This is a genomic window from Cloacibacterium sp. DMC96, assembly GCF_056313765.1.
Genome location: NZ_JBQUZQ010000001.1, coordinates 651,048 through 667,260 on the forward strand (window position 1 = coordinate 651,048; position 16,213 = coordinate 667,260).

Annotated in this window: 12 protein-coding genes; 8 read left to right on the forward strand and 4 right to left on the reverse strand. The window is 32.3% G+C overall.

All coding sequences use genetic code 11. From position 1 onward, the window contains the following. Window position 1 precedes the first annotated feature (1 nt). Entirely contained in the window at window positions 2–2,029 is a 2,028-nt protein-coding gene (locus ACT53I_RS02840) for a recombinase (RefSeq protein WP_476078341.1), read from the forward strand. On the opposite strand, the gene ACT53I_RS02845 is transcribed toward ACT53I_RS02840, so the two are convergent. From ACT53I_RS02845 to ACT53I_RS02860, 4 genes are read right to left on the reverse strand one after another with little or no spacing between them, the layout of a single operon-like run. Continuing rightward, a complete protein-coding gene (locus ACT53I_RS02845; RefSeq protein WP_104792456.1) occupies window positions 2,007–2,297 on the reverse strand; it encodes a hypothetical protein in 291 nt (96 codons plus the stop codon). The two genes, ACT53I_RS02840 and ACT53I_RS02845, sit on opposite strands and share 23 nt — an antisense overlap. A 59-nt stretch (window positions 2,298–2,356) precedes the next feature. Continuing rightward, complete coding sequence (locus ACT53I_RS02850) at window positions 2,357–2,791, reverse strand: hypothetical protein (RefSeq protein ID WP_476078342.1); 435 nt, start codon at window positions 2,789–2,791, stop codon at window positions 2,357–2,359. A 41-nt stretch (window positions 2,792–2,832) separates the two neighbouring features. Further along, window positions 2,833–3,912 carry a DNA replication/repair protein RecF gene (gene recF / locus ACT53I_RS02855; protein WP_476078343.1) on the reverse strand — a complete coding sequence of 360 codons (1,080 nt, stop codon included), beginning with the start codon at window positions 3,910–3,912 and terminating at the stop codon, window positions 2,833–2,835. 9 nt (window positions 3,913–3,921) lie between these two features. Further along, window positions 3,922–4,662, reverse strand: coding sequence for a UbiA prenyltransferase family protein (locus tag ACT53I_RS02860; RefSeq protein WP_476078344.1), 741 nt, complete (start codon window positions 4,660–4,662; stop codon window positions 3,922–3,924). A 112-nt stretch (window positions 4,663–4,774) separates the two neighbouring features. On the opposite strand from ACT53I_RS02860, the gene ACT53I_RS02865 reads away from it, so the two are divergent. The 7 genes from ACT53I_RS02865 to ACT53I_RS02895 all read left to right on the forward strand — a co-directional run bounded on the left by ACT53I_RS02865 (window position 4,775) and on the right by ACT53I_RS02895 (window position 16,181). After that, window positions 4,775–10,762 carry an alpha-2-macroglobulin family protein gene (locus tag ACT53I_RS02865; protein WP_476078345.1) on the forward strand — a complete coding sequence of 1,996 codons (5,988 nt, stop codon included), beginning with the start codon at window positions 4,775–4,777 and terminating at the stop codon, window positions 10,760–10,762. Between the two features lie 126 nt (window positions 10,763–10,888). Continuing rightward, a complete protein-coding gene (locus tag ACT53I_RS02870) occupies window positions 10,889–12,295 on the forward strand; it encodes a TolC family protein (protein ID WP_476078346.1) in 1,407 nt (468 codons plus the stop codon). A 36-nt stretch (window positions 12,296–12,331) separates the two neighbouring features. After that, complete coding sequence (locus ACT53I_RS02875) at window positions 12,332–13,291, forward strand: HlyD family secretion protein (protein WP_476078347.1); 960 nt, start codon at window positions 12,332–12,334, stop codon at window positions 13,289–13,291. A gap of 23 nt (window positions 13,292–13,314) precedes the next feature. After that, window positions 13,315–14,511, forward strand: a complete 1,197-nt coding sequence (locus tag ACT53I_RS02880) for an ABC transporter permease (RefSeq protein WP_476078348.1) — start codon at window positions 13,315–13,317, stop codon at window positions 14,509–14,511. Between the two features lie 91 nt (window positions 14,512–14,602). After that, the gene (locus tag ACT53I_RS02885) at window positions 14,603–15,163 is read left to right on the forward strand and encodes a Crp/Fnr family transcriptional regulator (RefSeq protein WP_424305924.1); all 561 of its coding nucleotides are present in this window, start codon (window positions 14,603–14,605) and stop codon (window positions 15,161–15,163) included. Between the two features lie 107 nt (window positions 15,164–15,270). After that, on the forward strand, window positions 15,271–15,726 hold the full coding sequence (locus ACT53I_RS02890; RefSeq protein WP_476078349.1) for a DUF1569 domain-containing protein: 456 nt from the start codon (window positions 15,271–15,273) through the stop codon (window positions 15,724–15,726). Window positions 15,727–15,728: 2 nt separating this feature from the next. Beyond that, window positions 15,729–16,181 carry a VOC family protein gene (locus tag ACT53I_RS02895; RefSeq protein WP_476078350.1) on the forward strand — a complete coding sequence of 151 codons (453 nt, stop codon included), beginning with the start codon at window positions 15,729–15,731 and terminating at the stop codon, window positions 16,179–16,181. Window positions 16,182–16,213: the final 32 nt, after the last annotated feature.

Consider the following 16,213-nt stretch of genomic DNA (forward strand, 5'->3'; position numbering starts at 1 on the left):
CGTGAGGTTTCAATTCAATACATCGCAAAGTTCAGCAGAGATTCTTGATAAATATTTTTCTATCAAGAACGAAACGCGTGATTTAAAACCTCTTACAGAGCTTTTTCATTCTTTACAAAAAGAAAATTTCTCTGAGTTTTTAACTTTTCTTAAAGAACACGAAGAAATAAGACAAAACTTGGTGTATTACATCAATACTGTCTTTATGGGAAGAGCTTTTAACCTTTCTCTTACCGAAGCCAATATTCTTTCAGAAGACGCATTTTTTCCGGAATTAAGAAAAAGAATTTTGTCAAAATTTCTACCACCAGTAGAAGATGATAATAATATTTCTAACGTCATCTCAAACGTTTTTTTCAGAGATAATGCTGATTTTAAATTCATCAAAAAAGTTTCTAGACAAGAATCTGATGAACTTTTCAGAATGTTAGAAATCGACCGTATGATTCTACAGCCAAAAGTAAAAAAAGAACTTCTTTTTTCGATGAATATTTTGGCGTGGAGAGCTATTGGAAACGCTTTAGATGTAGATGTGCTGAAAATGGCTCCAGAATATAAAAATTTCGACAATCCATTTTTGGCATTACAAGATGAGCTAGACATTCTTATCAGCGATTTCAAAAAGAATCAAGCCATCGTTCTTACCTCTAAAGACAGTCATTATAAGCAAATTAAAATTTATCTTCAACAATGTTTCGCTTTTATCAGCAAAGCGTTCAAAAATGCTTCTAAATACGGAATTTCTGGTAAAACCAATCAGTCTTTACTAAAAATTCGTCAACAATTACAGCGCATTTCAGAAATTTTAGAACTTCTAGTCATTGATGATGAAAAAGACGTGATAAGAAAGTCTAAAAATTTGGTTATCAATATTTTAGATTATAAATCTCACCGTAATAACATCCGAGATTTATTCAATGATAGCACCACATTGCTTTCGCATCTCATTACTACACATACCGCAGAAACAGGAACCAATTACATTACGACTTCGCCAAAAGAATATCTTAAAATGTTCAAAAAAGCAAGTGGTGGCGGAATTATAGTAGGTGCGCTTTGTGTCATAAAAATGCTATATGCTTATGTTCCAGGTAGTGAATTTTACCACGCATTTTTATACTCTTTTAATTATGCGATGGGTTTCATTATGATTTATTTAATGAATTTCACGCTGGCTACAAAACAACCAGCCATGACTGCTGCAACGATGGCTAAAGTGCTTTCTGAAGGAAAAAATAATTCTAAAAATTATCTAGATTTTGCCCATTTGGTTTCCAAATTATTCAGGAGTCAGTTCATTGCGTTTGTAGGAAATGTATTGCTGAGTTTCCCGATTGCTTTGGCCATTATTTATGGTTTAGAAATTCTTTTCGGACAGAATTTTGCAATTGAAAAATCTTCCACTCTGCTCAAAGATTTAGACCCATTTCATTCTAAAGCCTTATTACATGCCGCTTTAGCGGGAGTTTATCTTTTCATTTCGGGGATTATTGCAGGGAATGTAGGAAACACCTCTGTTTTTTATAAAATACCAGAGAGAATTGCCAAAAATCCTTATATCCATTACCTTTTCGGAAGAAATTTTGCCGAAAATCTTTCACAATATTATTCTAATAATTGGGCGGGAATTATGTCTAACCTTTGGTTAGGGATTTTCTTAGGTTCTACAGCCACCATTGGTAAGTTTTTTGGACTGGATTTAGATATTCGTCACATTACTTTTGCGGCAGGAAATTTTGCATTAGGATTGTACGGAAAAGAATTTTCAATCGATAACCAAACGTTTATCATTGCTTTTGTAACGGTGTTTTTAATTGGATTCTTAAACTTTATTGTAAGCTTTGGATTGTCTATGTTTCTAGCATTCCGTTCTAGAAAAGTGAACTTTGGTGAGGTGAGAAACCTTAACCGAAGTATCATTAAATATTTCTTCAAAAATCCGCTGATTTTCTTTTTCCCAATTCGTTCTGTGTTAGACGAAAGAGCCAAAAAATTAATTTCAGACACTACAAAACATACACATCCATAAATTGGTCGGCGCCAAATTCTTCTTGAAATTTCTTGAGAAAAAATGACTTTTTCATTCTAAAATCATTTCTGAAAAGTGGAGATTTTATTCTGATTTCTAGAATTTTTTCATTCAGATTTACACTTTCTATTTCTTTGAAAAAAGCCTCATCTAAATAGCTTTTTAAAAAATCCTTGACTTGTAAAGCCAATAATTTATCCTCAAAACCATACAACTTGGCAAAACTTTTCACCAATTCAGAACTTTGATATTCTCTTTTCTTTTTCATGTTAGTGTTAGGAGATTCTATTTTGTGTCATTTTGAGCGCAGCGAACAATCTATTGAAATTACAATTGAATTTCGTGAATGAAAATAGTGTTTGTTTTTGGGTTCCAAAAAAACTCTGAACTGCCTTTTATATAAATTTCTGAAGATTTATCAGGTTTAAACCAATGAGGCTGTTTTATAATTTCTTCGTTTTTATTTTTAAAGAATTTTTCTTCAATATCATTGTTTAAAGAGGATTTGAAATCTTCTAACTGATTGTTATTTTTAAAATCGTTCCACCAAGTTTCTGAAGATTTTATTTCAGCATATACTTCGTATTCTTTACTCCAATGTGCCGATTCCCAATATTTTCCGTTTACTAGTTTTATGTCTTTTGGAAGCTCAGAACCTGTCCATAATTCAAAAATTTCTTTTGGATTTTCTGAATTAACTTCGATACAACTTGAAAATATTATTGTGAAAACTAAAAATAATAAGAGTTTTAAATGTTTCATGGTTTAGTTATTTTCTTTTATTTAGAATCTAGTATCTAACATCAGATTTGAAAAATCTTACTTTCCTCATTAATCCTTTTCACCACAGATTCTGTTCGTTCTCTGTGTGTGTCTGTAATGAAAATCTGTCCAAAATTCTGCTGGTTCACCAATTCTATCAACTGAGAAACTCTATTGTCATCTAATTTATCAAAAATATCATCCAAAAGAAGAATAGGATTTTTATTTGTGATGTCTTTAATTCTTTTGATTTGAGCCAATTTCAGAGCGATGAGGAAGGATTTTTGTTGACCTTGACTTCCGAATTTTTTAATCAAATTTTCGTTCATTTCGAAGCGCAAATCATCCTTATGGATTCCTCGTGAAGTATAAGTGAGAACCCTGTCTTTTTCGAGGTTTTCGCTTAAGATTTCTTCGAAATTTTGTTCATTCAAATTACTTTCATAAATCACGGTAACTTTTTCGTTTCCTTTTGAAATAATCTCATAGAAATGTTGAATTGTTGGCAAAATAGAGGCTACAAAACGTTGTCTTTTTTCAAAAATTTGAGTTCCAAATTTGGTCAAAGGTTCGTTGTATATTTCTAGAGAATCGAGGTCGAAAGTTCTGTTTTTAGCAAAATATTTGAGCAATGCATTTCTTTGTTGAAGCGTTTTTTGGTATTGAATCAAAGCAAAAAGATAATCAGAATCGGTCTGAGAAATCATCGCATCTAGAAATTTCCTTCTGCTTTCGCTGCCGTCAGAAATAAGGTTTGCATCATAAGGAGAAATCATCACACTGGGCAAAAAACCAATGTGGTCGGCAATTCTTTCGTAGGTTTTATCATTTTTTTTAATGATTTTTTTACCTTCTTTGGGCAATTGCACTTTGATGATGTCATTTTTTTCTTCTCCTTGAATTTCTGCTTCTATCGCAAAAAAATCACTTTCGTGTAAAATGTTTTGAGCATCAAGATTTCCCAGAAAACTTTTTGCCATCGAAAGATAATGAAGTGCATCCAGAATATTGGTTTTTCCAGCGCCGTTATTTCCCACGAAACAATTGATTTCTGGCGAAAAATCGAATGATTTTTCACTGTGATTTTTGAAATTGAATATTTTCAGATTTTTGATGATCATGTAGCAAAATTACTTCAATAAAACGAGAATTAAAAACGGGATTAAGCTCAAACTTTCCATTAAAAAAGAATAATACCAATCTTCACGTTTTTGATGAGAAAAATAAATTAAGATAGAGGCAAAGGTAAAGGTTAAGAACAGCGAAATTGCAAATTCAAATTTCATAAAATATATTGTCAAAACTGAACTCAAACATAAAAAAATATAACTCAAATATTTGGTGTTTTGAATGCCGATTTTCATAGGTAAAGTCGTAAAATCATCTCTTTTTAAATCTCTAATTTCAAATGGAAAAGTAATGGCAGAAGTATAGAAAAAAATAATAAAAAACCACGCCCAATTCATCTCTTTCAGAGGAAACCAGACCAAACTCAGCGCCCAAATAAATCCCACATAAAAAGTTTTGACCAAAGAAAATTGTCGAAGATTAATGTTCAAAAAATCTGCGTTGTAAATAAAACCAAGAATTAAAACAATCAGCCATTTCAAATAAAAATTCAGGTCAAAATATTTCAAAAGAATGGAACTGATAAGAACAAATCCTAAAATATTCCAAATTTTTGCAAATTTTCTTTTGTGATAAACAGTAAAATAATATCCGTTCCAAAATGTAAGGAAAAGGATGAATGCTAAAGAGTTTTGGTAAGATTCTTGCTCTTGCAAGATGAAAACTCCTAATAGCGTTGCGCACAGAGAAACATAAATCTGCGATTTTAGTAGAATATTTTTTAGTAAATTTATAACGTTCATTAAGCAAATATAAAAACACTTTGTCATTCTGAATGAAGCAAAGCGAAATGAAGAATCTATTTTTGATTTTTCGTGACATTTTATTCTAATGCAATAAAAATCTTTTTTGATTATGAAAAAACTAACCCAAATCTTCATTTTACTATTCCTTATTTGGAATATTACTCCTATGAAAGCTCAAAAATACTATGACCAACAATGGAAGAAAATTTCTGAAAACTATAAGAAAGGAACTTATAAATCTAATCTTCCGCTCATTTTAGACATTCAGAAACGTGCAATTTCAGAAGACAATGCTATTCAATTGATTAAATCTTTGAAAGCGGAATTAAGCGTGATAGACCTTACCGAAGATGATACTCAAAATGATACCGCTTCTCAATTTTTCAAAAAATTACAATCTTTTGACCAAAAATTAAAAGGCGAACAAAAATTGGTTTTTCAAGTATTGTTGGGAGACTTTTTTCAAGATTATTACGATGAAAATCAATGGAAAATTAACCAAAGAACGAGTGTAAATACTGGCGAAAAGCAAGATTTTTCTCAAATCGAAACTTGGAGCAAATTAGATTTTAAAAATTATTTTGCCCAACATTTTTCTGAAATTTCTAAGCAAGATGCAGCGTTACAAAAAATCACGATTTCAAAATATGCAGAGATTTTTGATGAAGTAGAAGATATCGTTTATTTTCCTAGTTTCTTTGATTATAAATCAATGCAATATGTTGATTATCTTCAAAGTAATTATTATTTTACTAAAAATGAACTGAAAGAAAATCAGCCTAAAATTTTAGGAATTTATGATGCGTTGATTGCTAAAAATTCTGGAAATGCGCAATTGTACTTCAAGCATCAAAAACTGAATGACGATTGTGCTTTTACCAACTGTAAAAACAAACAAGAACAATTAATTTCTCTTTATAATTCTGCAACAGAAGGCGATTATAAAGTTTTAATCGCTCAAGAAATTATTTCCAGTCTTCAAGGAGAACAAAAATTTGATGAAGCGCTTTCTTGGATTGAAAAAGTGAAAAAAGCCAATCCGAAATCTAAATTTTTAGAAAACATCAAAAATCAGGAAAATCAAATCAAACAGCCTTTTGTCAATATAAAATTTGAAACGTCCACTTTGCCGAATCAACCGATTCATTTGATTGCAGAATACAAAAATACTTCACAGTTTTCGTTCAATATCTATGAAGTGAAATCTGATTATCAAGGCTTTTTGAAGTATATTTATAATTCTTGGAACAAAGATTATTTTTCTCAACTCAAGAAAACTTTGGTAAAAAAAGAAACTTTTCCTTTGAAAAATTTCAAAGATTACGCTTCTCATAAAACGTCGCTGGAAATTGCGCCACTTCCTTCGGGAATTTACGTGGGAGAATATTTGGTAGATGGCAATGTTCAAGACCATTTTTACTTTATTGCCACTAATTCTAGAATTATTTTTAAGAATAAATCAGACCAACAAATTTTCGAAAACGAATTGCAATTGGTGCTCAGAAATAATGGGAAAATTTTGCCAAAAGAAAACTTAGAGTTTTATGAATATGTTGCTCAACAAAATATAGAAAAATCTGCGGGAGTTACAGATGCTAAAGCTGGTTTCAAAATTCCAGAAAATGATAAAAAACGCTATTATCGCTATGTTTTGGTGCGTCAACCTTCTACCAATGATGTGAATCTTTTGCAAGTCTATGGCAATCAGTATGATACCTCTTTTAACACTAGAAATGAAGTAGAACAAGCGCAAATTTTCTTAGACAGAGCGATTTACAGACCTGGACAAACTGTTTATTTTAAAGTGATTGGAACCGCTTTTAGCAGTGAAACCAACAAAGAGAAAGTAACGCCAAAAGTGAAGTTGAATATCACTTTGAAAGATACAAATGGCGAAGAAATTTCTACGCAAACTTTAACGACCAATGAATTTGGTTCTGTGAACGGAAGTTTTACGCTTCCGCAAGGAAAACTGAACGGACAATTTTCTATAGAAGTTGATAATGACGATGATGAAGTCACAGATTATGTGATGGATGGCTATAAAAGTTTCAGAGTGGAGGAATATAAACGTCCGAAATTTGAAGTGAGTTTTGAACCGGTAAAACAAGAATATCAGTACGGACAAACCATTGAATTGCAAGGAAAAGCGATGATGTTTTCGGGAGTTCCGCTCAGTAATGCTACCGTAAATTATGAAATCAAAAAACAGAATATTCGTTGGAGATATTTCTGGTGGTATCCTCGTGGAAATGATAACGAGAACTCAATTCTTGGCGAAGTAAAAACTAATGATAAAGGTGAATTTACCATAAAAATTGACCTCAAAAAAGATGAAACTTTAGAAGGAATACAGATTGATAATTATCAAATTAATGCTTCTGTTACGGATATTAATGGTGAAACGCAATCTGACCAAACCAATCTAAAAGTGGCTTCGGTTTCGCATTATATTTCACTTTCAGATGCTAAAGAAAATTATTTTACGGATGAAAATGTTAATGTGAAAGTTGAAACTAAAAATTACAACGACCAGATTTTAAAGAAAAGTTACACCGCAAAATTGTCAAAATTATCACCTCAAGAAAGAGTCTTTAGAACCAATTTTGAAAATGAAATTCAGAATGCCCCTTTCTTTAGCAAAGAAGTTTTTGTGCAAAAATTCCCTCATGATTATTTTGATAAATCTGAGAAAGAAAATAGAATAGAAAAAGTAATTTTTGAAAAAACTCCAGATTCTAAAATTATTAGAATGACAAGTGTTAATTCTGAACTAATTAATCAGCAAGGAACTGCAACTGACTTTGAAATAGGGAAACTTCCGACTGGAAAATATAAACTCGAACTCTTTAACATCGAAGGAAAAGATACCATTAAAACCGAGAAAATTTTTGAAGTTTTTGACAAAGTTAAACTTTCTGAAAATCAAAAGCCTTTCTTAAAAGTAATTCCTGTAAAATCTGAATACAACAGAACTGAAAAGGCGAAATTCTACGTTTATTCAGCCATTCCAGATGCTATGGTCAATGTATATGTTCAAAACGGTGATGGGAAAACACAGTTTGAGCAATTGCCGATTAAAAACGGAATTTTAGTTTACGAAGTTCCACTTCCGAAAGATATTAGCATAGAAAATCTGAATGTTCAGTTTCAAATGATTGCTTTCAATGATGTGCAAACTGTTTCGCAAGATGTAAAAATTTCTTCGGATAAAAAGCCTTTGAAAATAGAATTGGTAACGTTTAGAGATAAATTACAACCGAATTCCAAAGAAAAATGGAGTGTGAAAATTTCTGGCGATGCCAAAGAAAAAGTAACTGCCGAAGTTCTAGCAAATATGTATGATAAATCTTTAGACCAATTTGCGGTAAATACTTATTCTTGGCAAAGTCTTTACAGCAAACCTTACTGGATTTCTCAATACGGCATCAATGAAAGTTTAGACCAAAAATATTACAATAAAAGACTGAAATATTTTAATAATTTCGGTGTTAATAGACCGGATTTTGATTGGTTTGATGGTTCAATAATAACCGATAAATTGCAAGGAAGAACTCCTGGACTTCAGGTTTCTTCAGCGGTTCCTGGTGCAAATAAAGAAATAAAAATTAGAGGAATGGCTTCAATGAAGGCAGAAGCTGTAACAGATTCAGTAAAAACTAAGAATATTGAAGAAGTAGTAACAGTAGCATATGGAAGGAAAAAAGAAAATTTAGAAAATATAAAAGTTCGTCAGAATCTGAACGAAACCGCATTTTTCTATCCAAATTTAATGACGGATAAAAACGGAAATGTATCGTTTGAATTTACATCTCCAGAAGCTCTTACACAATGGAAATTGATGTTTCTAGCTCATACCAAAGATGCGCAAGTTGCCACTTTAGAAAAAACGGTGGTTACGCAAAAAGAATTTTCAGTAACACCAAATTATCCTAGATTTTTGAGAGAAGGTGATGAATTGGTTTTCAAATCAAAATTGAGCAACTTAACGAATTCGCAATTCAACGGTTTTGCACAATTACAAATATTAGACGCTTTCACCAATGAAGATATTACTGAAAAATTTGGAATTAACCAGTTAAATGCAGCTGCTGGTTACAACGTAGAACAATCATTTACACTCAATGCAAATGGAAGCACAACCGTTCAATGGAATGTAAAAGTTCCGAATGGTGTTTCTTCTATTATCATTAAAAATGTTGCCACTTCGACTTCGCTCAGTGGACAAGGAAAATTTTCTGATGGCGAACAAAAAGCAATAGCGGTTCTTCCAAACAGAATGTTGGTAACAGATGCAGTTCCGGTTTTTGTGAAAGAAGGACAAACCAAGACCTTTGTTTTAGAGAATTTGAAAAATAATCAATCTAAAACGGCAACCAATGTTTCCAATACTTTAGAATTGACGACCAATCCAATTTGGGAAGTGATTTTTGCGTTGCCAAGTCTTAAAAATGACAATAATCTTTCTGCTGATGTGGTTTTCAATAAATGGTTTGCCGATGTTTTGGCGTCTGAAATTTTTAAAGCCAACCCGAAAATGAAAACCGTTTTTGATGAATATCAAGCCAAAGGTTTGCTCAATTCAAATTTGGAGAAAAACCAAGAATTGAAACAATTATTGCTAGAAGAAACACCTTGGGTTTTAGATTCTAAAAACGAAACCGAACAAATGCAGAAACTGGCTCGTTTATTTGATGCCAATAATATGAGAAATTCCATCAATGATGATTGGAGCGAATTGAAAAAACTGCAAAATCCTGATGGAGGTTTTTCTTGGTACGCTGGTTATCCAAGTTCTTACTACAATTCATTGTATATTTTGAAAAATTTAGGCAGAATTAATGAATGGTTGAAAGGAAATTTGGCAGATTATCAATCTTCTGAACAAAAAGAAATGGTGGCGAATTTGGTGAAATTTGTGGATAATGAAGTGAGCAGATATTTCGATGTAAAGGCGGTTGCTGAGCGTAGTCGAAGCAATGTTTGGAGTAATTATGCGCTGGATTATCTGGACACTCGTCATTATTGGGAAAAAGAATATCCACTAAAAGGTGATGTCAAGAAAATGAAAGATTTAGTCATTTCAAAAGCTAAAACAGCTAAAATTACTGACTTCACTTTCTTTGGTTTACATAGGGCTGCGTTACTTTTTGATGCGTATCAATTGAAAGACGTTTCTAAAAAATTGATGATTTATCTTAAAGAAACTTCCGTACAAAGCGAAACGCAAGGTGTTTATTGGAAACAAAATCTCAACGATTGGGGTTGGTATTCCTCAAAAACCGTAAATCACGCTGGTGCTTTGGAAGCTTTCAATAAATTGACTACCGACCAAAATTTTGTAGAAGAAATGAAAATTTGGCTGATTACGCAGAAAGAAGTTTCCAATTGGGATACTTCTAGAAGTACTGCCGAAGTGATTTACACGATTCTCAATTCTGGAAAATCTTGGACGTCCGCTGAATCTGATAAAGCCACCATAATTTGGGGAGGAAAAGATTTGGTAAATCCTGATACAAAAGCAACTGGTTATGTGAAATCAGCGGTAAATTCAGATAAAATAGATAAAAATTTAGCTACAGTAACCATTACAAAACCAGGAGCTGGAATTGTTCAAGGTGGTTTATTCTGGCAATATTATGAAGATTTAGATAAGATAAAATCTTCGGAAAGTTATATTTCTATTACCAAAGAATTGTACAAAAAAGTGAAAACCGTAAATGGTGAAGAATTGCAGAAAATTACGGGAAATGCTCCTCTTAAAATCGGGGATAAAGTAACGGTAAGAATGATTCTGAACACCGATAGAAATATGGAATTTATTCATCTGAAAGATATGAGAGCGGCAGGTTTTGAACCAGTTGACGTACTTTCTGGCTATCAATGGAAGAATAATTTGGGCTATTATCAAGTCACCAAAGATGCTTCTTCCAATTTCTACATAGAATATATGCCGAAAGGAAAATACGTTTTTGAGTATGATTATATTTGTAATGCAGCGGGAACGTTCAGCAACGGAATTACCACGATGCAGAACTATTATGCTCCGCAAATGAACGCCCATACACAAGGAACGAAAGTTTCGATTCAAGAATAATTGAAAGTTGAAAATTGAAAATGAAAACGCCCACAAATTTTTTGTGGGCGATTTTATTTTTTGACAAATGTCAAAGGAATATTTTTTCAATCGTCGCAACTTTGCATCTGTAAACAAACATTAAAAATGAAAAACTATAAAACATTAATTTTTACAGCAATGATGGGCTTTCCTTTGTCCTTCTCTGCGCAAACTGCTCCTTCATTCAAGGAATTGGTAGAGGCAGCGATGAGTAAAGATGCTGCCATAGAACAACAAAACTTAGAGTCTAAAGCAAATGGATTAGACCAACAAAAATTAAAAGACATTTTCTTACCCAAAGTTGAAATTTCAGGAAAAGGTGAATATTTAAATGCTACGGCAAAATTCCTTTCACCAGAAATTGCCATTCCTGCGATTAAACCTATTTTTCCGGGTGCGGTTTTTCCAGAAGGAACTTTTGACAATAATTTTACTTTGTCGGGTTTTGATGCAGCCGCAAAAGTTGAAGCAAAAGCGCTTCTTTATTCTGGCGGAAAAGTAAAATATCTTAAACAAGCTTTGACCGAGAAAAATAATGCGACTCAAGCTTTACAAGTCAAAAATCAAGACGAAGTCATTACTCAAATTTCTAAAGCTTATGATCAATTTGCACTTGTAATAGAATCTAAAAAAGTTTTAGATGAAAGCAAAAAACGTCTCGATGCCAATAAAAAAACAGCAGAAAAAGCTTTAGGTTATGGCTTAATCACTCCTTATGATTACAAAAAAATAGAATTGGCACAAGCTACTTTGGATTCTAAAATGGTAGAATACGAAGGCAAAAAAGAGTTGCTGATTACGCAACTCAATGTTTTAACGGGAATTGACAAAGAGAGAATTGCTCTCATCCATCCTGATTTAGAAAAAATAGATTATTTGATTACCAATGAAACCATCGAAAATAGAGCAGAATTGAAAGCTTTGGATTTTGGGATTAAAGCCATTGATGCCAAAATAAAAGCAGAAAAAACGTGGTGGATTCCTAAGGTTCAAGCCATGACATCGCTTTCTTATATGGGATTTTATAATACCAATCTTTCTTCATCTAAAGAATTAATGCCGGGAACTGGTGCAAAGTTAGATTATGACTTGACCAATCTTAATTTATTGCCGATTTTTCAAGCGGGAATTGGTTTTAAATGGGATGTTTTTGATGGGAATGAAGGAAAATATGAAGTAGAAAAAGCAAAAATAGAAAGAGAGATTTTAGAAAGTAAAAAATCTGATGCCGAAAGAAAATTACAACTCAATTTAGCCAATAATCAAACCAATTATAACATCGCAAATGCGCAAGTCGACTTAAAAGCTAAGGCGAAACAAATTGCTAAAAATGCAATGACACAAGCCGAAAAAGAATTCAGATATGGTTTGATTAAATCTACTCAATTGATAGAAGCAGAAAACGATTTAGAAAACGCAGAATTAGAATATCAAACTGCTGTTTTCAACCAAAGAAGAGCAGCGGTAGAACTGATGAAATCTACTCAAAATTTAAACTTAGAAAAACTATAAAACGATAAACATTAATCAATTAAATATTTTAATCCAATGAAAAACTATATTGTAAAATCTTTATTTTTAGTAACCTTACTTTCTCTTGGAGCTTGTAAAAACGAAACTCCACAACAATTAACCGAAGGAAAAACTAAAAAAGAAATTGTTTCTTTTGCACCAAAAGTTACCGGTAGAATTTTAAAAATTTATGTAGAAGAAGGACAAACGGTAAAAGCAGGAGATACACTCGCAATGTTAGACGTGCCCGAAGTTACAGCGAAAATTGCTCAAGCAAAAGGAGCAACTGCTGCAGCAACTGCACAAGCACAAATGGCAAAAAACGGCGCAACTGCAGACCAACTTCGTCAGTTAAAAGCCAAACAAAAAGGTTTAGCAGAACAATATGAATATGCTCAAAAATCTTTTAAAAGAGCACAAAACATGTACAAAGACAGTTTGCTTTCTCCACAAAATTATGATGAGGCTTTCGCAAAATTACAAGGCGCAAAAGCTCAATATGATGCAGTAAATGCAGAATTGCACGATGTAGAAATCGGTACAAGATTAGAAAAAATAGAAATGGCAATTGGTCAAGAAAATCAAGCGAGAGGCGTTCTTCAAGAAGCTAATGTTGCCTATTCTGAAAGATATATTATCGCAACCAATGATATGGAAATAGAAACCATTTCTCTGAATGTTGGCGAGTTAGCAACTGCTGGTTATGCGTTATTTAACGGCTATATTCCGAACTCTACTTATTTCCGTTTTACCATTCCAGAAAGTAAAATTTCTAAATATCAAAAAGGAATGACCGTGAATATGAAATCTACTTACGGAAATCAAGAGTTTTCGGGGAAAATAGTTTCTATCAAACAATTGACAAAATATGCTGATATTACCACAGCTTTCCCAGATTATCAACCAGAAGATGCGGTTTACGAAATTAAAGTAATTCCTACAGACAGAGCAAAAGTGAATAATATTTTGGTGAATTCTAGCGTAACTTTAAAATAATCTTGACTTAAAAATTTACAAAAATGAAACAGTTAAGATACCTTTTAAAAAGAGAGTTTCATTTGTTCTTCACGAACAAGACCATACTTTCTGTATTTTTTATTGCACCCATTTTCTATGCGCTTTTATTAGGTTTTACCTACGAAAAGGGAAAAGTGACAGACATTCCAGTGATTGTAATTAATCATGACCAAACTCCTTTGTCTAATCAAATTGTTGACATGTTAGATGATAATCAAACGCTGAAAGTGCTAAATTATGTAGAAGAACCAGCGATTTTGAAAGATGAGGTCATCAAAACAGAAGCAGGAGCAGTAGTGATTATTCCTGAGCGTTTTGAGGCGAATATGCTGCAAAAGAAATATCCAGAAATTAACGTTTATCTCAATACTTCGAATGTGTTGACCGCTAATTTTGCTTCAAAAGCGATTCAATTAACCTTGGGAACTTTTTCAGCAGGTGCAGAAATGAAAGCTTTGCAGAAAAAAGGAATGAATGCAGACCAAGCAAAAGCCAATATAGAACCTTATAAAGCCAATTATATTACACTTTTTAATACCACGAGTAATTACTTAATTTTCATGTGGCCAGCAATGATGGCTGTGGTTTTACAGCAAGTCATTCTTTTGGCAATGGCAGTTACTTTTTCCGAGGAATTTAAAAGAGATTCTTTCATAAAAGATTTTGCAGGGAAACACAAATATGCAATTTTGGTAATGGCGATTAAATGTTTACCCGTTTGGATTTTTTCCAATTTAAATATTTTATTCTTTTACTTGTGTAGCTTGTATTTTAAAATTCCAGCTCCTGAAAACGCTATGAATTTCTTTTTGATAACTGCAATTTTTGTAGTAGCAGCAACCAATTTAGGCGTTTTGGTAAGTATTTTAGTTCCAGATGCGCTCAAAGCAACTCAGATTTTAATGGTAATTGCTTCTCCTGCGTTCATCATTAGTGGATTTACTTGGCCAAATTATGCGATGCCAGATTTCATTACTTATTTCACTAAAATTATTCCTTTAACACCATATTTAGAAGCTTTGAAAATTATGGTTGTAGAAAAAGGTTCAGATTTTTTAACCAAAAAATATTTCTGGCACTTATTTATTTTAGGTTGGGTTTATTTCCTTTTAGGCTGGATTGCATTGAAAATCAAAATCAAAATGCTGTTCAAAGAATATCATCTCTCTGAAGATTATGACGACCAGAGGTTCGTTTAATCCATATAGTTTTTTTATTAATGTTTATTCGAAGGCGTTTCAGTTTACTGAAACGCCTTTTTTGTGTAATTTTGCCAGAAATTTAGTTTTCATGAAATTAATTCAAGAACTTAATAAGCACATTAAGGTAGATGCAGAAATAGAGCGTTTTTTAAATGAAGAATGTGAAACGAAAGTCTTTGAAAAAGGTGAAATATTGAGCAAGCAGAATCAATACAATCATACTGTTTTCTTTGTAGATGAAGGTTTGCTAAGAATGTTTTACTACGAAAACGGAAAAGATATCACTACCAATTTTTATTCTGAAGGAAAGATTACCGCTAATATTGATACCCTCTTTAAGAACCAACCTACTCGAAATAACATAGAAACTTTAGAAAAATCGATAATTACCACTTGTAATTTCAATAAATTAGAGGAATTATGTTCGGTTTCGCTTACTGCGGCAAATTTCAGCAGATATATTCTAGGAAACTTAATGATAGAGATGTCTCACAGAATTTCTTCGCTGCAATATATGACGGCAAAAGAAAAGTACATTCAACTTTTAGAAGAAAATCCTAATATCATTCTCAGAGCTCCACTCGGAATGATTGCCTCATATTTAGGTATTTCCCAAGAGACTTTAAGCCGCATCAGAAGTGATATTTAAGGTCAAAAACGATTTTTGTTTTCTAAATTTTATCATATTTTTAAGATTCTTTTGGTAGGCGTTTTAGAAATTTCAATTAACTTTGAGATTCTTTAAAAATAAAATCCATGCAAAACGTTTTTGATGCAAAAGATGCGCAAGAGTACATCAATAGAATCAATAATTTAACACCAGAAACCCAAAGAAAATGGGGTAAAATGAGTGTAGACCAAGTTTTAGCACATTTAAATGTAGCCTATGACCTAACTTTTACGCCTGAAAAATTTCCAAAGCCTAATTTTATTGCTAAATTTTTACTTTCGAAATTTGTAAAACCTAAAATCACCAACGAAATTCCTTATAAACAGAGTTTGCCAACAAGTCCAGTTTTTATCATTGCAGATGAAAGAAACTTTGAAGAAGAAAAAGCCAAATTAATTGGAAATATTCAGCGTGTGCAACAATTGGGAAGAGAAGCTTTCGAAGGAAAAGAAAACATTAATTTCGGGAAAATGACGGCTCAAGGTTGGAATAATATGTTTGCGAAACATCTCAATCACCATTTAGAGCAATTTGGAGTTTAAACATGAAAAAAATATTATTTAGTTTTCTGTTGCTTTCGCAATTAGCTTTTGCTCAAGAAAATAATACTTCAAATCAAAATAATATGGAATTAGGAGCATTTTCAATAAGTCTTAAAGTAAAAGATATTAAAAAGTCTGTTGAATTTTACGAAAAACTGGGTTTCACTTACAAAGCTGGAAATATTGACCAGAATTGGATTGTTCTAAAAAACGGAAGTACAGTTATTGGGCTTTTCCAAGGATATATAGAAGAGAATACGCTTACTTTTAATCCAGGTTGGGACCAATCATCATCAGAAGTTAATCCTTTTACTGATGTAAGAGAAATTCAGAAAAAATTGAAAGAAAAGGGAGTGAAAGTTGACAGAGAGGCAAATGAAACCACAAAAGGACCTGAATACATCGTCTTAACAGACCCTGACGGAAATTCTATTTTAATAGACCAACATAGATAAAAAAGGGAAAGTAAATTCTATTTTAATAATTT